Genomic DNA, 19,535 nt, shown 5'->3' with positions numbered 1-19,535 from the left:
GGACCCCCACCATGACCACCACACTCGAACGCCCTCCTGTAGGGCAGCAGCCTCCGGCCCCGGCCGCCGGTGTCCTCGACATCGCGCACAACGGGCAGGGGTACCTGCGCGCCGCCGACAGCTGCCTGCCCACACCGAACGACGTCCAGGTCTCCGCCGCGCTGATCCGCCGGCACGGCCTGCGCAAAGGCGACACCGTCGAAGGCGTACGCGGCGGACCCCGCGCGCTCGCCGAGATCGAGCGGATCAACGGCCGCACGCCCCAAGAGCTGCGCCACCGCCCGCACTTCGGCGACCTCACCCCGCTGCACCCCCACACGCGGCTCCGCCTGGAACACCCGGCGAGCGGCCTGGCCGGACGCCTCGTCGATCTGGTCTCGCCGGTCGGCAAGGGCCAGCGCGGCCTGATCGTCGCCCCGCCCAAGACCGGCAAGACCGTGCTGCTCCAGCAGATCGCCGCCGCCGTCGCGGGCAACCACCCCGAATGCCACCTGATGGTGCTGCTGCTCGACGAGCGGCCCGAAGAGGTCACCGACATGCGGCGCTCCGTCCGGGGCGAGGTGTACGCCTCGACCTTCGACAAGACGCCGAAGCAGCACATCGCGCTCGCCGAGCTCGTCATCGAGCGGGCCAAACGGCTCGTCGAGCAGGGCGAGGACGTCGTCATCCTGATGGACTCCCTGACCCGGCTGTGCCGGGCGCACAACAACGCGGCCGCATCCGGTGGCCGCACCCTCAGCGGCGGCGTCGACGCGGCCGCCGTGCACGGCCCCAAGCGGTTCTTCGGCGCCGCCCGCCTCGCCGAGGAGGGCGGCTCGCTCACCATCCTCGCCACCGCCCTGGTGGAGACCGGCTCCCGTGCCGACGACTACTTCTTCGAGGAGCTCAAGAGCACCGGCAACATGGAGCTCCGCCTCGACCGGGCGCTCGCCGCCCGGCGCGTCTTCCCCGCCGTCGACATCACCCCGTCCGGCACCCGTCGCGAGGAACTCCTGGTTCCCGCCGCCGAATTGACGGCTCTGCGCGGGCTGCGGCGCGCCCTGCACACGCGGGACGGGCAGGCGAGCCTCGAAACCCTCCTGGACCGGATGCGCGCCACCCCGGACAACGCGACCTTCCTGCGCCAGGTGCAGCCCACCCTGCCGGGCGCCTGACCCCTCTCGTCTCCCCGACGACAGTCGCCGGACAACGCCTCTCACGTGCGGCATCCGGGTGCTCGATCCCGCCGCTCGGGCCTGGCACCCCGGTGTACGGCGCCTCGGTTCCTACGTTTGCGGTATGACCATCGGATCCTCATCCCGCGTCGCCGCCTCCCGCACCGGCATCCCCCGCGTCGCCGTCTCGTGTGCCGCCCTGTGCGTGGTCGGCGCGCTGGCCCTCGCTCCCAGTCCGGCCGTCGCCCTGGCCCACAGGGATCCCGGCGCGCCGAGGCCCACGGCCTCGCAGCCGCCGCCGCTGTACCGGTCCGGGACGCAGGTACGGCCGCGAGCCGGGGCACCCGAGGTCCCCCAGGACGTCTCCGCACTGTCGTGGCTGGTGGCCGACGCCCGCACGGGCGCCGTCCTCGCCGCGCACGACGCCCACCTCAAACTGCCGCCCGCCAGCACCTTGAAGACCCTCTTCGCCCTCACGGTGCTCCCGGTGCTGCCCGGCGGCGTCCGGCACACCGTCAAGGAGGCGGAGCTGGAGGGCATCGGCGACGGCAGCAGCCTGGTGGGCGTCACGGAGGGGCACACCTACCGTGTGGCCGACCTGTGGCGGGGTGTCTTTCTCAACTCCGGCAACGACGCCGTGCACGTGCTGGCCGCGATGAACGGCGGCTGGGAGACCACGGCCACCCGGATGCAGGCCAAGGCCCGATCCCTCGGCGCGCTCGACACCCACGTCGTCTCACCCGACGGGTATGACGCACCCGGCCAGGTCTCGTCGGCGTACGACCTGGCGGTCTTCGGGCGCGCGGGGCTGCGCAACCCGGACTTCGCACGGTACTGCTCCACCGCCCAGGCCATGTTCCCCGGCGACGGCTGGCCGTACGAGATCGAGAACACCAACCGGCTGCTGACCGGCGCCGACGGGGTGGAGCGGTACCCGGGCCTGATCGGTATCAAGAACGGCTACACCAGCAACGCGGGCAACACGCTCGTCGCCGCCGCGCGGCGGGGCGGGCGCACCCTCGTCGTCACCGTGATGAACCCTCAGGAAGGCGGCGGATTCGCCGTCTACGAGGAGGCTCGCTCGCTGCTCGACTGGGGCTTCAAGGCGTCCGGGCACGTCGCCCCCGTCGGATCGCTGGTCGACACCCGTGCCGTGGCGCCGTCGGCACCGGCCGCGCTGCCCGCGGCCCTCACCGTGCGCGGGGAGCCCGCGGACGGAGGGGACGGCTGGCCCGACGCGGCCGGCATCGCGGGCGCGGCCGGTCTGGGCGCCGGTGGCGTGGCGCTGGCCCTGCGGCTCAAGAACGGGCGGGCCAGCCGCGACTGACCGGCCGGCAGCCAGAGCAGCAGCCCGAGCGTGATCCACGTATACGTGTTGCTGCCGAGAAAGCCGCCGAGGCCGGACGCGTCGTCGAACCACAGCCACACCACGCTGCTGCACAGCACCGCGTACAGTCCGGCGGCGACCCGCAGTCGGCGCCGGTGCAGCAGGACGGCGAAGGACGGCAGCAGCCAGACGAGATGGTGGACCCAGGTGACCGGGCTGACGAGGCAGGCCGCGAGTCCGGTGAGGGCGAACGCGGCCGCCCAGTCCGCGTCGGCCAGCGCGCGGGAGGTCCGCCACGCCCACACGCACAGGACCAGCAGGACGGCCGTGGTCCAGGCGGCCCTGCTCGGTTCGCCCGGTGCCGCGAGCCGGGCCAGGACGCCCTGCACGGACTGGTTGGACACATAGGCGAGCCGCCCGATGCGGCCCGTGTCCCACACCGCGTCGGTCCAGTAGAAGCGGGAGGCGTCCGGTGCCACCCAGGCGGCCAGCGCGGTGGCCGCCGTCGCGACGGCCGTCGCGACCCCGGCGGCGCGCCCGCGGCGGGCGAGCAGCAGCAGGACGATGAAGAGCGCGGGGGTGAGCTTGACCGCCGCGGCCAGGCCGATACCGACACCCGTCCACCGGCCCCGGCCGGTGGACAGCAGCCACGCGTCGCTCAGCACGAGGGCCAGGAGCAGCAGGTTCACCTGGCCGAAGCTGAAGGTGTCGCGGACCGGTTCGAGCAGGGCCAGCAGACAGGCCGTCAAGGCGTAGCCGAACCAGCCGTAGCGGCGCAGCGCGGGCCCGACCAGGATCCACACCACGGCCGCGAGGGCGGCGAGGTTGAGCAGCAGCCCGATGGCGATGGCCGTCCGCAGGCCGACCAGCGCCATCGGCAGCATGCCGAGGGCCGCGAACGGCGGATAGGTGAAGCCGTATGTCGTTCCCGGCACCCGGTAGTCGTAGATCCGGCCGCCATGGTGGACCCAGGTGTCGATCGTCCCGTAGTAGACGCGCAGGTCGAACCAGTCGCGCAGGAGCGGCACGGTGGCGGTGAACACGGCCACGGCGACGGCGAGTCCGACCACGAACACGAACCGCCGGCGATCGGTGTCCAGCCCTCTGACGCCGCTCAGCATCCTGGTCCTGTCATGCCCTCTCACACCGCTCATCCCTCTCGTGCCGCCCAGCCCTCTCATGCCGTCCGCCCGAGCACCGGTGTCTGCGCCGCCTGGTGGGCCTGCCAGAGCACGACCAGGGCGAGTACGCCGCCGGACACGGCCAGGACCACCTGTTCGACGTCCGGTGGGCTCCCGCTCGGCAGTACGGCGAGCGCGAGCACCGCGCTGGCGGCCGCGACCCGGTGCCGTACCGGACCGCTCGGCGCGGCGGCGGCGATGAGGAACAGGCCCCACAGCGCGTACCAGGGCCGGATCGCCGGGCCGAACACGGCCACGGCGGCCAGGCTCAGGCCCAGCGCGTAGACCGGGCCGGGCCTGAGGCGCAGCCATATGAACAGGACCGCGATCACGGTCAGCGCGAGTCCCGCCGTGTGCCAGAAGGGCTGGGCGAGGGGCGCGAGGCCGCTGCCGAGTCTTTGCAGCACGGTGCCGGTGACGCGGCCGAGGACGCTGGTGGGCGACCAGTTGTGCGGGGAGACGGGGGTCTGCAGGGCCGCGATCCAGCCGTATCCCGTACCGGTCGCGGCGGTTGCCGCGGCGGTGGTGGCGAGGGCGACCACCGACGTGGTCAGGACGGTCTTCACCCACCCCCGGCGCCCGCGCAGTGCGACGACCGCGAGCAGGCCGAGCGCCGCGGGTGCCTTCACCAGCGCGGAGAGCGTGACGAGGACGACGCCCAGGACGTGCCACCGGCCGCGCGCGGCCACCAGTCCGACGCCGAGCAGGCCGAGCATGATGGCGTCATTGTGCGCGCCGGCCACCAGGTGGAGCAGGACGAGGGGGTTGAGTGCGCCCAGCCACAGCGCGGCGGCCGGATCGGCGCCGCTGTGCCGGGCGAGGCGGGGCAACGCCGCCGCCATCAGGGCGACGCCGAGCAGCGCGACCAGACGCATCCCGAGCAGTCCGGCCGGGATCTCCCCGCGGGTGAGTCCGGACAGCGCGGAGGCGACGGCGAGGAAGACCGGCCCGTACGGCGTCGTGGTCTGCTGCCACACCGGTGCCACCTCGTCGGCGAGCGGGCCGCCGAGCTGCGCCGGCCCGTGCGCGTACACGTCGATGTGCGCGTCGACCATCGCGCCCTGCGCGAGATAGCTGTACACGTCCCGGCTGAACAGCGGCGGTGCCAGCAGCAGGGGCGCCGCCCACACGGCCAGAACCAGCAGCAGGGCGCGTGGAGTCGGCGGTTCCGGGCCCCGTACCACCGTGCCGAGGAGCGCCCACGCCGCTATCAGCAGGACGACTCCGAAGTACACGCCGACCACGCCGAGCACGGCCCGCCCGGAGTCGGGGGCGAGGAGGTCGCGCACGGGCAGGGCCCCGGCCGCCTCACCTCCCAACGCGAGGAAGGCGGTACCGGCCAGGCCCAGGGCCTGGCAGCGGCGGAGATCGACGGGAAAAGCCATGGCCAACACTCGGAAAGCGTGTCAACGCCGGGTGGCCGGAAGGCGACGCGGTGCCTTCCGGGCGGGGGCCTTCGCGTGACCGCCTCGTGGTCACCCTGCGAAGTGCGCCGAGAAGCGGCGATTCGTTCGTGATCTGCGGGGTGCGACGAATATCCGCGGATCGTACGTGATCTGCGGGCCGGTCTCGGCCGGCCGCGCAGTTCCCCGCGCCCCTGGGGGCGCTTGACCTCCCGTCCTCAGAACACCGACACGCCCGTTAGTGTCGTGAAGCGGTCCAGGGCCGCCACGCCTGCCACGGAGTTGCCCCGCTCGTCCAGGCCGGGGCTCCACACGCACAGCGTGCAGCGGCCGGGGACGACCGCGATGATGCCCCCGCCGACGCCGCTCTTGCCCGGCAGGCCGACGCGGTATGCGAAGTCGCCCGCCGCGTCGTAGGTCCCGCAGGTGAGCATCACCGCGTTGACCTGCTTGGCCTGGCTCTGGGTCAGCAACCGGGAGCCGTCGGCGCGGCTGCCGTGGCGGGCCAGGAATCCGGTGGCGAGGGCGAGGTCGGCGCAGGACGCCTCGATCGAGCACTGCCGGAAGTACTGGTCGAGGAGGACCGGCACCGGGTTGTCGATGTTGCCGTACGACGCCATGAAGTGGCCGAGTGCTGCGTTGCGGTCGCCGTGCAGGGCCTCGGAGGCGGCGACGCCGTCGTCGAACGTCAGCCGGGGGTTGCCGCTCTCGGTGCGCAGGAACTCCAGCAGGGTGCCCGCCGCGTCGCCGGTCCGGGTCTGCAGCCGGTCGGTCACGACGAGGGCGCCCGCGTTGATGAAGGGGTTGCGCGGGATGCCGTTCTCGTACTCCAGCTGCACCAGGGAGTTGAAGGGGTTGCCGGAGGGCTCGCGGCCGACGTGCTCCCACAGCTCGTCGCCCTCGCGGGCCAGGTCGAGAGCGAGGGTGAAGACCTTGGTGATCGACTGCGTGGAGAACGGCTGCCGCCAGTCCCCCACGCCGTACACCGTGCCGTCGAGCTCCGCGACGGCCATGCCGAAGCGGCGCGGGTCGCAGGCGGCGAGCGCCGGGATGTAGTCGGCGGGCCGCCCGCGCCCCGGCGTCTGCGCGATCTCGGTGGCGATGCGCTCCAGGACCGGCTGGAAGGTGAAGGACGACGGAGACGCGGACATGATCACCATTGTGCCGCCCGGCCGGTCCGGGTGCTCATCGGGTCAGACCGCCCGTGGGGTGCCGTTGCCGGCGACGACCTCGGGCCGCAGCAGCTCGGCGAGCCGCTCGGCGGGCAACAGCCCCTTCTCCAGGACGAGTTCGGCGACGCCGCGCCCGGTGGCGAGGGCTTCCTTGGCAATGTCGGTGGCGGCCGTGTACCCGATGTGCGGGTTGAGGGCGGTCACCAGTCCGATGGAGTTCTCCACGGCCGCCCGCAGCTCCTCGGTGTTCGCCGTGATGCCCGCGACGCAGCGCTCGGCGAGCGTCAGGCACGCGGTGCGCAGATGGGTGAGGGACTCGGACAGGGAGTGCAGGATGATCGGCTCGAAGGCGTTGAGCTGGAGCTGCCCGGCCTCCGCGGCCATGGTGATGGTGACGTCGTTGCCGATCACCTCGAAGGCGACCTGGTTGACGACCTCGGGTATGACCGGGTTGACCTTGCCGGGCATGATGCTCGAACCCGCCTGCACCGGCGGCAGGTTGATCTCGTTGAGGCCCGCGCGCGGCCCGGAGGACAGCAGCCGCAGGTCGTTGCAGCTCTTGGAGAGCTTGACCGCGATCCGCTTCAGCACGCCCGACATCTGGACGAACGCGCCGCAGTCCTGCGTCGCCTCGACCAGGTTGGCGGCGGTGACCAGCGGAAGACCGGTGATCCCGGCGAGGTGGCGGCGCGCGGATTCCGCGTACCCGGCGGGGGCGTTGAGGCCGGTGCCGATCGCGGTGGCGCCGAGGTTGATCTCGTGGATCAGCTCGACCGCCTCGGAGAGCCGGCTGCGGTCCTCGTCGAGCATGACGGCGAACGTCGAGAACTCCTGCCCGAGCGTCATGGGCACCGCGTCCTGGAGCTGCGTGCGGCCCATCTTCAGGACATCGCGGAACTCCACGGCCTTGGCGGCGAAGGCGTCCTGGAGCACGACCATCGCCGTGAGCAGCCCGCGCACCGCGAAGACGGTGGCGACCTTGACGGCGGTCGGGTAGACGTCGTTGGTGGACTGGCCGAGATTGACGTCCTCGTTGGGGTGGAGGTGCGGATAGTCGCCCTTGTCGTGGCCGAGCAGTTCCAACGCCCGGTTGGCGACGACCTCGTTGGCGTTCATGTTGGTCGAGGTGCCGGCGCCCCCCTGGATGACGTCGACGACGAACTGGTCGTGCAGTTTGCCGTCCCGGATCTCCCGGCAGGCCTCGACGATGGCGGCCGCCTTGCGCGGCTCCAACAAGCCGAGTTCCTCGTTGGCACGGGCGGCGGCCTCCTTGACGGCGGCGAGGGCGTCGATCAGGTGCGGGTAGGCGGAGATCGGCGTGCCCGTGATGGGGAAGTTCTCCGTGGCGCGCAGGGTGTGGATGCCCCAGTACGCGTCGGCGGGGACGTCGCGGTCTCCGAGCAGGTCGTGTTCGCTGCGGTGGGCTGCGGCGGTCATATCGGTGCGGGTCTTCTTTCGGAAGGGGTGAGTCAGGCGTACGGAGGTGCCTGCCTCTCAGGTGGGCGGTTCAGGCGTACGTGGGGTGCGTGCGGGGATCGAGGGCTCGGGCCGGCCGGATGTGCCCGACCACCGCGCCGCCCCCGAGGAGCGGTGCGCCCGCGAACTCGGCGAGCGCCGCCGGGTCGACCCCGCTGCGCGCGAGGGCGGCCGCGGCGACCGGGACGCGCGCCCGGTCGGCGCCGTCGGCGATCTTCACGGCGACGGCGCGGCCGTCCGGCAGCGCGGCCACCTGCACGCCTTCGAAGCCGTCCTTGACGAGCAGCCCGGGCACGGCCCGCATCAGCGCGGCAACGTCGCGTCCGGAGCCCGAGGCCATCTCGGCGTGCTCACGCATCGCGTCGGCCACCCGTGCCTCGGGGGTGCCCGGCGCGGCGGTGGTGATTCGGGCGGCGGCGCGGGCGAGCCCGTGCAGCGAGACGGAGAACAGGGGCGCGCCGCAGCCGTCGACGGTCACCTGGGCGATGGCCTGTCCGGTGAGGTCCTCGACGATCTCCGCGATGGCCTGCTGGAGCGGGTGCGCCGGGTCGAGGTAGTCGTCGAGCGACCAGCCGTTGAGGTGGGCGGTGTACAGCATGGCCGCGTGCTTGCCCGAGCAGTTCTGGGCGAGCCGGGAGGGCAGCCGGCCCTCGCGCACCCAGGCCTCTCGGACGACCGGGTCGAAGGGCAGGTCCCGTACGTTGCGCAGCCGGTCCTCGGCGAGGCCGGCGAGCTCCAGGATGCGCCGGGTCCCGGCGAGATGCCGCTCCTCGCCGGAGTGGCTGGCGGCGGCCAGCGAGAGCAGTTCGCCGTCCAGGGGCAGCCCGGCCCGCAGCATGGCCACGGCCTGGACGGGCTTGAGCGCCGAGCGCGGATAGAAGGCGGCCTCGATGTCGCCGAGTTGCAGTTCCACACCGCCGTCGGCGGCCAGCACGACGACGGAGCCGTAGTGGATGCCCTCGATGACACCGCCGCGTAGGAGATGGGCGACGGGGGCGTGCAGGGGTTCGCGGACGGCCGGGGCCGCGGCGAGCGAACTGCCGTCGGTCATGATGGGGTTCACGCGTCGGTCCCGCCGCGTATCCCGGCGACCCGGCGGCGCACTCCGTACCAGCCCGCGACGAGCGCGGCCACGATCAGCGGCAGACACAGCACGGTCGTGCGGCCCGCTCCCCCGTCGGCGTACATCAGCGCGAGCACGGAGGCGAGGAAGCCGAGGGTCACGATCTCGGTCCACGGCGAGCCGGGAAGGCGGTAACCCGGCCTGGACAGCTCGCCGTTCCGGGTCTTCCGCCAGAACAGCAGGTGACAGAGCATGATCATGCCCCAGGTGGCGAGGATGCCGATCGCCGCGAAGTTCAGCACGATCTCGAAGGCGTCGGCGGGTACGACGAAGTTGAGGCCGACGCCGAGGACGCAGATGCCGCTGGTGAGCAGGATGCCGCCGTACGGGACCTGGCTGCGGCTCATCACGCCGGTGAACCTGGGTGCCGAGCCCGACATCGCCATGGAGCGCAGGATGCGGCCGGTGGAGTACAGCCCGGAGTTGAGGGACGACATGGCGGCGGTGAGGACGACCAGGTTCATGACGCCGCCCGCGGCCGGGATGCCGACGTGGGACAGCACGGTGACGAAGGGGCTCTGGTCCGCGCTGTACGTGCTCCAGGGCAGCAGCATCGACAGGAGGACCACGGAGCCGACGTAGAAGAGGCCGACGCGCCACATGATCGAGTTGATGGCCTTCGGCATGATCTTTTCGGGGTTCGCGGTCTCGCCCGCGGCGACGCCGACCAGCTCGACGGAGGCGTAGGCGAAGACCACGCCCTGGATGATCAGCAGCATCGGCAGCAGTCCGTTGGGGAAGACGCCGCCGTTGTCGGTGATCAGGGACGGGCCAGGGTGGTGGCCGTCGACCGGGTGCTGGGTGACCAGCAGGAAGATGCCGATGAGCATGAAGGCGACGAGCGCGCTCACCTTGATGATCGCGAACCAGAACTCCAGTTCGCCAAACATGCGTACGGATATCAGGTTCACCGTGAGGACGACGGCGAGCGCGATGAGCGCGATCACCCACTGCGGGATGTCGGAGAACATGCCCCAGTAGTGGGTGTAGACGGCCACCGCGGTGATGTCGGCGATACCGGTGGTGGCCCAGTTCAGGAAGTACATCCAGCCCGCGACGTACGCGCCCTTCTCGCCGAGGAATTCCCGGGCGTAGGAGACGAAGGCGCCGGACGAGGGCCGGTAGAGGACGAGTTCGCCGAGCGCGCGGACGACCAGGAAGGCGAACAGGCCGCAGACCGCGTACGCGACGAAGAGGGAGGGGCCGGCGTCGGCGAGGCGGCCGCCGGCGCCGAGGAAGAGGCCGGTGCCGATGGCTCCGCCAATGGCGATCATGTTGACGTGCCGGGACTTCAGTGACTTGCTGTAGCCCGCGTCTCCGGCGTCGACGTGCGCGGTCGGCTTCGCGGCCGGGGTGGCCTCTTGCTGGAGGGACTGCTCGCTCACGCCTCGGGTCCGCCTTCCGTTGGGGTGTCCGTGTGCGCGGGGCGCACGATGTCGGTGAGGGTGGTCTCCACGCGGTCGAGGTGATGGGACATCGCCTCCACCGCGTCGTGTTCACTGCCGTCGATCAGCGCCTCGACGATGGCCCGGTGCTCGCGGTTGGACTGCTCCCGCCGGCCGCCGAGTTCGTTCAGGAACGCCGACTGACGGGCCAGCGCGTCGCGGATCTCCTCGATGACCCGGCGGAAGACCGGGTTCTGGGAGGCCTCGGCGACGGCGATGTGGAAGATCGTGTCCATCGCGACCCACGCGGTGGTATCGGTCTCCCGCTCCATCCGGTCCAGGAGGTGGGCCAGGTGGTCGAGGTTCTCCGGGGTGCGGCGCACCGCCGCGTACCCGGCGACCGGGATCTCGACATGGCGGCGCACTTCCAGCAGGTCGCTCGCCGCGTAGTCGCCGAAGGTCGGGTCCTCGACCGTGTTGGCGATCACGAAGGTGCCCTTGCCGGTGCGGGACACGGTCAGGCCCATCACCTGCAGGGCCCGCAGCGACTCGCGGAGCACCGGGCGGCTGACTTCGAGGCGGCGGCAGAGCTCCGCCTCGGAGGGGAGCTTGTCGCCGATGGCGTACTCGCCGCGCTCGATGGCGCCGCGGAGGTGGGTGAGCACCGCTTCCATGGCGCTGACGCGCCGCGGTACCGACCCACCTGTCTGGCTGTCTGACAGGTTCACGGGGCCGATCCTCCGGGTGACCGGAGGGGGCTGTCAAGGGCGACGAAAGAAAAAATTCAGGGGGTGCAAAGCCTGAAAACCGGCTTTACACCCCCTGTGATCAGCGGTTTCCGTGATCAGCGCTTTCCGCGATCGGTCGCCGCTTCGGCTGTCTCGGTGATCAGCCGGCTGCCTCAGCTGTCGAGGACGCCGGTGGTCAGCAGCCCGAGCAGCGCCACACCGATGACGATCCGGTAGATCACGAAGGCGTTGAAGGAGTGCTTGGCGACGAACTTCAGCAGCCAGGAGATCGAGCCGTACGCGACCACGAAGGAGACGACGGTGCCGACGGCCAGCGGAGCGGCACCGACGCCCGTGCCCAGGGCGTCCTTCAGCTCGTAGATGCCGGCTCCGGTCAGGGCGGGGATACCGAGAAAGAAGGAGAGCCGGGTGGCCGCGACGCGGTCCAGGTCGAGGATGAGCGCCGTGGACATGGTCGCACCGGAGCGCGAGAAGCCGGGGAAGAGCAGCGCGAGGATCTGGGAGCTGCCGACCAGCATCGCGTCCTTGAACGAGGTGTCGTCCTCACCGCGCTTGTGCCGGCCCATCTGGTCCGCCGCCCACATCACACCACTGCCGACGATCAGCGAGGCCGCGACCACCCACAGCGAGGCGAGCGGGCCCTCGATGAGGGGCTTGGCGGCGAGACCCACGATGACGATCGGGATGGTCGCGTAGATGACCCACCAGGCGAACTTGTAGTCGTGGTTCTGGCGCTCCTGCCTGTTGCGCAGCCCGCGCCCCCAGGCCGAGACGATCCGCACGATGTCCTTGAAGAAGTACACGAGCACGGCGGCGATCGCGCCGACCTGGATGACCGCGGAGAACCCGACGACGGCGTTGTCGTCGACGGGGATGCCCATCAGCCCTTCGGTGATCTTCAGGTGGCCGGTGGACGAGACGGGGAGGAATTCGGTCACCCCCTCGACGGCTCCGAGGACGACGGCCTGACCGACGTTGATGACGCTCATGGGATCCAGTTCTGAGGAGTTGGTCGACAGTGCTGTAGACGGTGCTGGGGGACAGTCTTACCTATGCGTGCGAACGCCCTGCGCCTAGGTCCACAAAGCTTGCGCGAACGAGACCCCGGCGAAGGCCGCGCCCAGCCCGGCGGTGACGCTCAGCACCACGTTGGCGGCAGCGTAGAACCCCGCGCCGGTCTCGGTCAGCCGCAGTGTCTCGTACGAGAAAGTCGAGTACGTGGTCAGGGCCCCGCACAGGCCCGTGCCGATCAGGAGTTGCAGGTGCGGGGAGGCGTGGCCCGCCGAGGCCGCGCCGGTGAGGAGCCCCAGGACCAGACAGCCTGTCACGTTGACGACGAGGGTGCCCCACGGGAAGACCGTGTCGTGTCTCAGCTGCACCGCCCGGTCGGTCAGATAGCGCAGGGGCGCTCCGACCGCGGCGCCGACGATCACCAGCAGCCAGTTCACAACGACTTCTCACCTTTCCCACCCGAGTCTTTCCCACCGAAGTCTTTCCGATCCGAGCCGCCGGGGATGTCGTGCGGGGTGTCCTGAAAGGCGGCGCGAGCAGTGTCCTCGACAGCGCCGCCCCGTCCGGCGTACCGGATGACCTCGCAGTCGTCGAGAATCACCAGGCCCTCGGTGACGAGTTCGTCGAGCTGGGGCAGGAAGCCGCGGACGCGCTCCTGGGTGTCCACGATCACGATGGCCACCGGGAGGTCCTCGCTGAGCGACAGCAGCCGGGAGGTGTGGATCAGAGAGGAGGCGCCGAAGCCTTCGATGCCCCGGAAGACGCTGGCGCCCGCGAGGCCGGCCGCGTGGGCGCGATGCACGATCTCCGTGTAGAGCGGTTTGCGGTGCCAGGTGTCGTTCTCGCCGATGAAGATCGTCACCCGCAGGGCGCTGCCCGTCAGTCTTGTCATCGTTGCCTCCGTGCCAGGGCCCGGCGCCCCGCCGTCACCGCGAGCCACACCGCCGCGAGCGCCGCGCACAGGGTCGCGGCGAGGTAGGAGAGCCCCGTCCCGGGGTGGCCCCCGTCCACCAGCTTCTGGATGTCGACGGCGTACGTCGAGAAGGTGGTGAACCCGCCGAGCACACCGGTGCCGAAGAAGGGCCGGACCAGCCGGTGGGCCGCCCACACGTCGGTGATGAGGACCATGAAGACGCCGATCACCGCGCAGCCGATGACATTGACCCAGAACGTGGTCCAGGGGAATCCGCCCGTCTCGCCCGGCCACAGCTGCGCCGCGCCGTAGCGGGCCGTGGCGCCGAGGGCGCCGCCGAGAGCCACCATCGCAACGACCGGGCCCTGGCCGTGCCAGGGGGAGGCCCGCCGCGCGGGCACGCGGAAGGGTGTGCCGGGTTCGTCGACTCGTTCGGGGTGCGGGACTGTCATGGTCGTACGTCTCCTACTCGCCGGGCCCCGGACGCCGGGGCGCACGTCATCGCAAGTAGGGACCGTTGGCGGCAGCCGTGCCGCGGTTCGGGTACGGCGGGCCCCACCGCCGCGCCGCGACACAAGATCGCGGCCGGTGAACAGGGTAACGCCGGGGATGCCGGCCGCGCATACCCGGATCGGCCCGTGACCACCGGCCACACCCGCCGCCTCAGCCGCCGCGCGGCCCCGGACGCAGCCGTTGCGCGGCCCGGGCAGCAGCCGGTGCGCGACCCCGGGCAGCGGTGCGCCGCGGCACGGGACCGCACCGGTGGAGCCTTCGTGGCGCCAGTGGCCCGAGCCGCTACCAGCCCTTCTCGAAGAAGTGGCTGACCTCTGCGATGCGGTACTCGTCGCGGCGGTAGAAGGTCCGCCGTCTGATCTTCTTGGCCCGTAGCAGCCCGACCCCGGTGAGCACGTCGAGGTGCGTGCGTGCCACGGCGCGGCTCACGCCGAGCTTGGCGGCGAGGGCCGCGGGGCTGACGCCGTCCTCGACGAGGTCGCCGTAGCGCTGCGGTGGGAAGTGCGCGGCGGGATCCCGCAGCCACTCCAGAATGTCCAGGCGTTGCCCACTGACGGGAACCTTCAGCATCTCGTCCCCCTCCGTCACGGCGGTCTCCCGCTACTGTCCCGCAGCCCGGGGCGACACGCACGGGCTTCCGCGACCCTGGCCGGAGCCGAGGGGTCCCGGGGGACGCCGAGGGCCCGGCCGCCGCGGCGGCGGGGCCCTCCAGGCTCAGCGGTGGCTGAACACGGACATGGCCGAAAGCGCCTTGTCGTCGAAGCCGAACAGGGCGGTGAGTTACGTCGCCGCGGACGACCGGCCGGCCGCCGGCATCTTGGCCCCCCACCTCCACCCCCCCGCCCCCCGGCGCATCGCCGTCGCCCCCGGCCCGCACCCCCCCCCCGGGGGTGTCGAGCGGCTGGCCGGCTACCGCGAGGTGCTCGCCGAGGCGGGCATCGAGGCCGACGACCGCCTCGTCGTCTCCGGCGACTACAGCCGGGCCAGCGGGGAGGCGGGCGCAGAGCGGCTCCTTGAGCGGGTCCCGGACATGGACGCCGTGTTCGTCGCCTCGGACCTGATGGCGCAGGGGGTGCTGGTGGCGCTGCACCGGGCCGGGCGCCGGGTCCCGCAGGACGTGGCGGTCGGCGGTTTCGACGACTCCCCCGCCGCCACGGCGTCCACCCCGCCCTCACCACGATCCGCCAGCCCTGGGACCGCATCAGTGCCGAGATGGTCCGGGTGCTGCTCGCCCAGATCGGGGGCGAGGACCCGGCGGCGGTGATCCTGCCGACGGAGCTGGTGCGGCGCGAGTCCACGTGAGGCGCTCCGGGCCCCCGCGAGCACGCCCGTGAGCGGGACTGCGTCCGTCCCGCTCACGCCGGTGCCCCCAGGACTGCCGACCGTCCCGCTCACGCCCGTTGCCCAAAGGCTCCGTCCGTCCCGCTCACGCCCATACCCCCAGGACCGGCGCCCGTCACCGTGAGGCTGCCGTCCTTCCCACGCACAACTCGTAGCCCCAAGGCTCCGTCCGTCCCGCTCACGCCCATACCCCCAGGGCCGGCGTCCGTCACCGTTGGGCTGCCGTCCGTCCCACGCACACTCGTAGCCCCAAGGCTGCCGTCCGTCCCGCTCACACCCGTAGCCCCAAGGCCGCCGGCCGTCACCGTGGGTGTTCGCTCGAGTGGGTGAGAGACCTCGCCTTCCGCGACCGGCTCCGCGTGATCACCGGCGCCGGGCGCGTAGGCCACATCGCCTTCCGCGGCACGGAGTGTGACCGTAGGCCGCTACCCGGTCGCCGGGGCGAGCCGCTGGTCGAGCAGTACCTCGCGGCACGGGAGACACGGCGCCCGCGCTTTTCTACCGGTCAGGATTCGAGAAGCGGGCCGGGGCTCCTCCGCCCTAGCGTGAAAGCGCCGACGAGATCCCCCGTCGGCGCGACCGGCAGTTCGCACGCACTGCCCAGCACCACGGAGGAGTCGCCATGACCGCCGGCCTCAACACCATCATCTACCCCGTCAAGGACGTCACGCAGGCCAAGGCCCTGTTCGGCGCGCTTCTGGGCGTGGAGCCCTACGCGGACGAGCCGTACTACGTCGGCTTCAAGGACGCGGGCCAGGACGTGGGCCTCGACCCCAACGGCCACGCCAAGGGGATGACCGGGCCCGTCCCCTACTGGCACGTCGCCGACATCAGGGGCACGCTTGCGGCTCTGCTCGACGCCGGTGCCGAGACGCTTCAGGACGTCCAGGACGTGGGCGGCGGCAAGCTGATCGCCTCGGTCAAGGACGCGGACGGCAACCTCATCGGGCTGACCCAGGACCCCTCCGCCGAGTAGGGCGGCCGGCCGGCCACTGGATGCAGCCGCACTAGTTGCACACTCAACCACTGGCCGGATCTCTGTTACCGTTCAGATATGGCAACGAAGACGCCCGGATCCTCCCTCGAAGAGCGGTGGCGGGGGATCCTCTCGGTGCACGCGCGCACGATGTGCGAGATCGACCGAGCGCTGCACCCGCACGGTCTCGGAGCCAGTGACTTCGAGGTCCTGGACATCCTCGCCTCGGGCGTCGCCGCCGAGCCCGGCGAGCAGTGCCGGGTGCAGAACATCGCGGGCCGGGTGCATCTGAGCCAGAGCGCCCTGTCCCGTCTGATCGGCCGGCTGGAGAAGGACGGCCTGGTGGAACGCACCGTCTGCCAGGAGGACCGACGCGGAGTCTGGGTCGCGCTCACCAGGAAGGGACGCGACCTGCACTCCGAGGTACTCCCCCTGCAACGCGCCGTCCTGGCACGTGTGTTGACCGACCGGCAGGACGGCTAGACCACGAACTCCGCACCGTCCGGCAGGACTTCGACCCCGGCCTCGGTCACCCGTGCATGGGCGTCCGAGGCCGGGTCGAGCAGCGGGTTCGTGTTGTTGAGGTGGGTGTAGATCCGGCGCGGGCCGGGGTGCCGGAGGAGAGCGGCCAGGCTGCCCCGCGCCCCGGAGACGGGTAGATGCCCCATCGTGGCCTGCGCGGTCGCCGGCATCACGGCCTGGCCGTGGAACGCCGTCCGGGGCCGGCCGTCGGGCGCCCGCACCGCCGTCCCCATCTCGTTTGCCGCGTAGAAGGTGCCGTCGAGCAGCGCGCAGGTCGCCGTGGAGAGCAAGGCGTCCAGTGCGGGTGCCCAGCGGCCCAGGCAGGGCGCGTAGACGAGCACTCCCCCGCCGGCCAGGTCCTCGATCCGGTACGCCGTCACCCAGTGGGCGTCCGGGGCGGTTCCGGCGACGTACTTCGGTGCCTTGGGGCCGACCGGGTGCGCGCTGACCACCAGACCGCCGGCCAGCACGAACCCGCCCTCGGTCAGGCTGTCCTCCCACTCCCAGGGGGCGTAGCGGTCCAGCATCGCGCGCAGCGGGGCCAGGGTGGCGAGCACGGGAGGAGCGGCGTAGACCTTGAGTCCCGCGCCGCCGCGCAGGATCGTCAGCCCCATGACGTGGTCGGCCTCGGCGTCGGTCAGGAGCACTCCGCGCACCGGTGTGTCCCTGGGCCCGGGACCGGGTGCGAGCGCGGGCGTGCCGGTGAGCTGCGTACGGATGTCGGGTGAGGCGTTGAGCAGCCACCAGTCGCGGGAGTTGCCGCTGACGGCGACGCACTCCTGTGTCCGCGCGGGCAGTGTGCCGTCGCGGGCGGCGGAGCAGAGCGCGCAGGCGCAGTTCCACTGCGGGAAACCGCCACCGGCGGCCGTGCCCAGCAGGACGACTCGCAACGGAATCCCACCCCTCCGTATCGGACCCTCCCGGGGGATCTTCCCGCCAGGACGGGCCGGACTACCCGGCGGCAGGGGGCAGTTCCGGACGACCTTCGCCCGGGCGCCGGTCCTTCGGCCGCTGGGGCGGGATCGGGTGGGTCGGGAAGTCCCGGGGACCGGTCCACAGCGCGGGGACCGCGTCGCCGCGACGGCACAACTCGTACGCGATCGCCTCGTAGTTGACCCGCCAGCCACGGAAGTGCGGCCACGCCTGCCGCGCGGTCCGCTCGGCGGGGAAGCTCGCCGCCACCACCATCGCCACGGCCGCGTCGAACTCCACGAAGGTCAGCTGGATCGGCGCCTCGGGGGCGGGGTCGGTGTCGAAGTCGAAGCGCAGCGAGCGGGCGATGTCGCGCAGTGCGGTGAAGCCCGCGCGCAGCACCAGCCGGGCCTCGGGCGGGGCGCTGCGCGGGGTGAGCGCCAGCTGCATGGCCGCGGCGTCCATGACGGCGACGAGACCGACGATCCAGCTGCGGTACGGTCGCGGCGATCGGAACGCCAGCAGGATCGGGTACGTCGAGTGGCTCTCGCCGATGTCCGAGGCGAGCCGCTCCCAGGCGCGGTACAGCTCGGGCAGCGCGGTCTCGGTGTCGACCAGCCACTGCCGGGCCAGGATCTCCGGGCCCCAGGCGGGATCGCCCGCGCGGGACTGGAGGAGGGTCACCTCCAGTTCGCGGCGGTTGTAGGCGGCGTACAGGGTGGGCAGATAGGCGATCTGGAGGGCGATCACGATCGGTCCCATGGCCGCCGCCAAGAAGTCCACGACGGACAGGTGCAGCCGCGCTCCGCTGGCGAAGCCGAGGGTGAACAGGCTGGAGCCGGCCTCCTGGACGGCCTGCGCCCAGGTCAGCGAGGACAGGGCGTGCAGCAGCAGCCCGAACCCGAGCAGCGCCCCGCCGAGCCAGGTGCCGAGCATGCCGACCAGCATGAGCGGGGCCAGCCAGGTCTGCACGCGGTCGATGGCGTAGTAGCCGCCGCTGGGAGCGGCCAGGCGCAGCGCCAGGCGCAGCGAGCGCCACCAGCGCATCACCAGCGGGGAGTACAGCCCGCGGGGCACCACGAGGGTGCGCAGGATGCTGACGAGGACCACCGCCAGGAGCAGTCCGCCGGCCACGCCGGAGATCCATTTCATGCGGTCATTGTCACGCGGGGCACGGATCGGTTCAGCGCAGCAGATCCCGTACGGCCTCGAACGCGGCCGTGACCGTCGCCGGGTCCGCTCCGGGGCGGGCCAGCGCGCTCATCGGGATCGGGGTGACCGGGGGGCAGCCGGGGGCGCGGCGGCGGAGGCGCAGGCGGTCGCCCGGCTGCTCGCGCCGCTGGCCACGACGGTCGAGACGACGGCGGACCCGGCCGAGGCCGACGCGCTGCTCGCCGCCCGCCGTCTCGCGCTGCCCGCGCTGGAGCGCCTCGGCCGCCCGCTGATCGAGGACATCGCGGTGCCCCGCTCCCGCCTCGCGGAGGCGGCCCGCGAGATCCGCGCCATCTCCGCCCGCCATGACGTGCCGGTGTTCACCATCGCGCACGCGGCGGACGGGAACCTGCACCCCATCATCGTCGTGGATCCGTCACTGCCCGGTCTCCCCGATGCCGCCTGGGAGGCGGCCGGCGAGATCTTCGCGCTCGCCCTGCGGCTCGGCGGCACACTCACCGGCGAGCACGGTGTGGGCATCCTGAAGCGGCTGTGGGTGGCGGACGAACTGGGGCCCACGGCCCACGCGTTGCAGCGACGGCTGAAGGAGGCGTTCGATCCGCACGGGATCCTCAATCCCGGCAAGAGCCTCTGAGGTGTGGTGCGGGGTGCGTCAGGCCTGCGGTCGGGCCAGCAAGGTGCGTACCCCCTCCGAGTTCAGGGTCAGGCCGTGCGGGGAGCTGGCGTCGATGGTGAGGGAGAGGTCGCCGGAGGGCCACTGGGAGGCGAGCGCGCCGAGCGGCACCAGGCGGTAGCGGGAGACGAAGGGAAGCAGCTCGGCCATCTCCAGCTCCGAGGTGAACACCGGCACCACCTGTTCGCCGCCCGGCTGGTCCAGGACGGGCAGCGCGACGGCCGTCGGGTCGGCGATGTCCTCCTCCCTGGCGTCGTCCGGCACGGGGACCAGCACCTCGCTGCCGGCGAGGGTGTCCAGCGCCGCCGTGTCCTCGGTGTTCTCGGAAAGGGTGTTCAGGGCCTCCTGCGCCGGTGTCGCGGCGGGCGGCAGCTGGTGGTCGTTCGAGGGTGTTTCCATCACAGATTCCCAGGTAGTGGAGGTCGGGTCAGCCGGTTCCTGTGCGGTCCCGGGCGCAACTCCCGTCGCGTACCCACCCCGGACCCGGACATTCATTGCTCACCGTCACCGAATGGCGTGCCGTACCGATGT

Annotated in this window: 19 protein-coding genes and 2 pseudogenes; 6 read left to right on the top strand and 15 right to left on the bottom strand. The window is 72.0% G+C overall.

The annotated features are described in order from the left end of the window. Window positions 1-11: 11 nt before the first annotated feature. Together rho and ACFVXA_RS00690 are read left to right on the top strand one after the other, a co-directional pair. Window positions 12-1,154 (top strand): transcription termination factor Rho, encoded by a 1,143-nt coding sequence (gene rho, locus ACFVXA_RS00695; RefSeq protein ID WP_390023294.1) that lies wholly within the window; start codon window positions 12-14, stop codon window positions 1,152-1,154. 124 nt (window positions 1,155-1,278) lie between these two features. Continuing rightward, window positions 1,279-2,136: pseudogene (locus ACFVXA_RS00690) on the top strand (D-alanyl-D-alanine carboxypeptidase family protein); the annotation flags it as partial. Window positions 2,137-2,219: 83 nt separating this feature from the next. Here the strand turns inward: ACFVXA_RS00690 and ACFVXA_RS00685 are convergent. The 12 genes from ACFVXA_RS00685 to ACFVXA_RS00630 all read right to left on the bottom strand — a co-directional run bounded on the left by ACFVXA_RS00685 (window position 2,220) and on the right by ACFVXA_RS00630 (window position 13,977). Next, entirely contained in the window at window positions 2,220-3,602 is a 1,383-nt protein-coding gene (locus ACFVXA_RS00685; RefSeq protein WP_390023522.1) for a glycosyltransferase 87 family protein, read from the bottom strand. Window positions 3,603-3,658: 56 nt separating this feature from the next. Further along, entirely contained in the window at window positions 3,659-5,047 is a 1,389-nt protein-coding gene (mptB, locus tag ACFVXA_RS00680; protein ID WP_390023292.1) for a polyprenol phosphomannose-dependent alpha 1,6 mannosyltransferase MptB, read from the bottom strand. A 236-nt stretch (window positions 5,048-5,283) separates the two neighbouring features. Beyond that, on the bottom strand, window positions 5,284-6,225 hold the full coding sequence (locus ACFVXA_RS00675) for a glutaminase (RefSeq protein WP_384016624.1): 942 nt from the start codon (window positions 6,223-6,225) through the stop codon (window positions 5,284-5,286). Window positions 6,226-6,258: 33 nt separating this feature from the next. Then, on the bottom strand, window positions 6,259-7,674 hold the full coding sequence (gene aspA / locus ACFVXA_RS00670; RefSeq protein ID WP_390023289.1) for an aspartate ammonia-lyase: 1,416 nt from the start codon (window positions 7,672-7,674) through the stop codon (window positions 6,259-6,261). A gap of 70 nt (window positions 7,675-7,744) precedes the next feature. Then, window positions 7,745-8,764: an asparaginase gene (locus tag ACFVXA_RS00665; RefSeq protein ID WP_384397014.1), complete on the bottom strand. Its 1,020-nt coding sequence runs from the start codon at window positions 8,762-8,764 to the stop codon at window positions 7,745-7,747. Between the two features lie 8 nt (window positions 8,765-8,772). Continuing rightward, the gene (locus ACFVXA_RS00660) at window positions 8,773-10,221 is read right to left on the bottom strand and encodes an amino acid permease (RefSeq protein ID WP_390023286.1); all 1,449 of its coding nucleotides are present in this window, start codon (window positions 10,219-10,221) and stop codon (window positions 8,773-8,775) included. Further along, entirely contained in the window at window positions 10,218-10,895 is a 678-nt protein-coding gene (locus ACFVXA_RS00655) for a FadR/GntR family transcriptional regulator (RefSeq protein WP_362015983.1), read from the bottom strand. Before ACFVXA_RS00655 ends, ACFVXA_RS00660 begins: the two co-directional genes overlap by 4 nt. A 227-nt stretch (window positions 10,896-11,122) precedes the next feature. Continuing rightward, window positions 11,123-11,959, bottom strand: coding sequence for an undecaprenyl-diphosphate phosphatase (locus ACFVXA_RS00650; RefSeq protein ID WP_362015926.1), 837 nt, complete (start codon window positions 11,957-11,959; stop codon window positions 11,123-11,125). Between the two features lie 84 nt (window positions 11,960-12,043). Beyond that, entirely contained in the window at window positions 12,044-12,418 is a 375-nt protein-coding gene (gene crcB / locus ACFVXA_RS00645; protein ID WP_362015924.1) for a fluoride efflux transporter CrcB, read from the bottom strand. Then, window positions 12,415-12,873, bottom strand: a complete 459-nt coding sequence (locus ACFVXA_RS00640) for a DUF190 domain-containing protein (RefSeq protein ID WP_362015922.1) — start codon at window positions 12,871-12,873, stop codon at window positions 12,415-12,417. Before ACFVXA_RS00640 ends, crcB (ACFVXA_RS00645) begins: the two co-directional genes overlap by 4 nt. Continuing rightward, window positions 12,870-13,346, bottom strand: a complete 477-nt coding sequence (crcB, locus tag ACFVXA_RS00635; RefSeq protein ID WP_390023284.1) for a fluoride efflux transporter CrcB — start codon at window positions 13,344-13,346, stop codon at window positions 12,870-12,872. The genes ACFVXA_RS00640 and crcB (ACFVXA_RS00635) overlap by 4 nt, the downstream gene beginning before the upstream one ends. 343 nt (window positions 13,347-13,689) lie before the next feature. Then, a complete protein-coding gene (locus ACFVXA_RS00630) occupies window positions 13,690-13,977 on the bottom strand; it encodes a winged helix-turn-helix domain-containing protein (protein ID WP_362015981.1) in 288 nt (95 codons plus the stop codon). A gap of 199 nt (window positions 13,978-14,176) precedes the next feature. On the opposite strand from ACFVXA_RS00630, the pseudogene ACFVXA_RS00625 reads away from it, so the two are divergent. The 3 genes and pseudogenes from ACFVXA_RS00625 to ACFVXA_RS00615 all read left to right on the top strand — a co-directional run. Continuing rightward, window positions 14,177-14,709, top strand: a pseudogene (locus ACFVXA_RS00625) (LacI family DNA-binding transcriptional regulator); the annotation flags it as partial. A 661-nt stretch (window positions 14,710-15,370) separates the two neighbouring features. Beyond that, on the top strand, window positions 15,371-15,724 hold the full coding sequence (locus ACFVXA_RS00620; protein WP_362015977.1) for a VOC family protein: 354 nt from the start codon (window positions 15,371-15,373) through the stop codon (window positions 15,722-15,724). Between the two features lie 78 nt (window positions 15,725-15,802). Beyond that, the gene (locus tag ACFVXA_RS00615; protein ID WP_390023281.1) at window positions 15,803-16,207 is read left to right on the top strand and encodes a MarR family winged helix-turn-helix transcriptional regulator; all 405 of its coding nucleotides are present in this window, start codon (window positions 15,803-15,805) and stop codon (window positions 16,205-16,207) included. On the opposite strand, the gene pqqB is transcribed toward ACFVXA_RS00615, so the two are convergent. Together pqqB and ACFVXA_RS00605 are read right to left on the bottom strand one after the other, a co-directional pair. Beyond that, window positions 16,204-17,136, bottom strand: a complete 933-nt coding sequence (gene pqqB, locus ACFVXA_RS00610; protein WP_390023279.1) for a pyrroloquinoline quinone biosynthesis protein PqqB — start codon at window positions 17,134-17,136, stop codon at window positions 16,204-16,206. The genes ACFVXA_RS00615 and pqqB overlap by 4 nt on opposite strands. A 61-nt stretch (window positions 17,137-17,197) precedes the next feature. Then, on the bottom strand, window positions 17,198-18,310 hold the full coding sequence (locus tag ACFVXA_RS00605; RefSeq protein WP_362015909.1) for a hypothetical protein: 1,113 nt from the start codon (window positions 18,308-18,310) through the stop codon (window positions 17,198-17,200). On the opposite strand from ACFVXA_RS00605, the gene ACFVXA_RS00600 reads away from it, so the two are divergent. Beyond that, window positions 18,309-18,965, top strand: coding sequence for an FAD-linked oxidase C-terminal domain-containing protein (locus tag ACFVXA_RS00600; protein WP_383735352.1), 657 nt, complete (start codon window positions 18,309-18,311; stop codon window positions 18,963-18,965). The two genes, ACFVXA_RS00605 and ACFVXA_RS00600, sit on opposite strands and share 2 nt — an antisense overlap. Window positions 18,966-18,983: 18 nt before the next feature. Here the strand turns inward: ACFVXA_RS00600 and ACFVXA_RS00595 are convergent, their stop codons facing one another. Then, window positions 18,984-19,403 carry an SseB family protein gene (locus tag ACFVXA_RS00595; protein WP_362015905.1) on the bottom strand — a complete coding sequence of 140 codons (420 nt, stop codon included), beginning with the start codon at window positions 19,401-19,403 and terminating at the stop codon, window positions 18,984-18,986. Window positions 19,404-19,535 lie beyond the last annotated feature (132 nt).

The sequence above is a fragment of the Streptomyces sp. NPDC058246 genome, assembly GCF_042881985.1.
Classification (GTDB): Bacteria; Actinomycetota; Actinomycetes; order Streptomycetales; family Streptomycetaceae; genus Streptomyces.
This window is presented reverse-complemented; position numbering and strand designations above follow the sequence as displayed.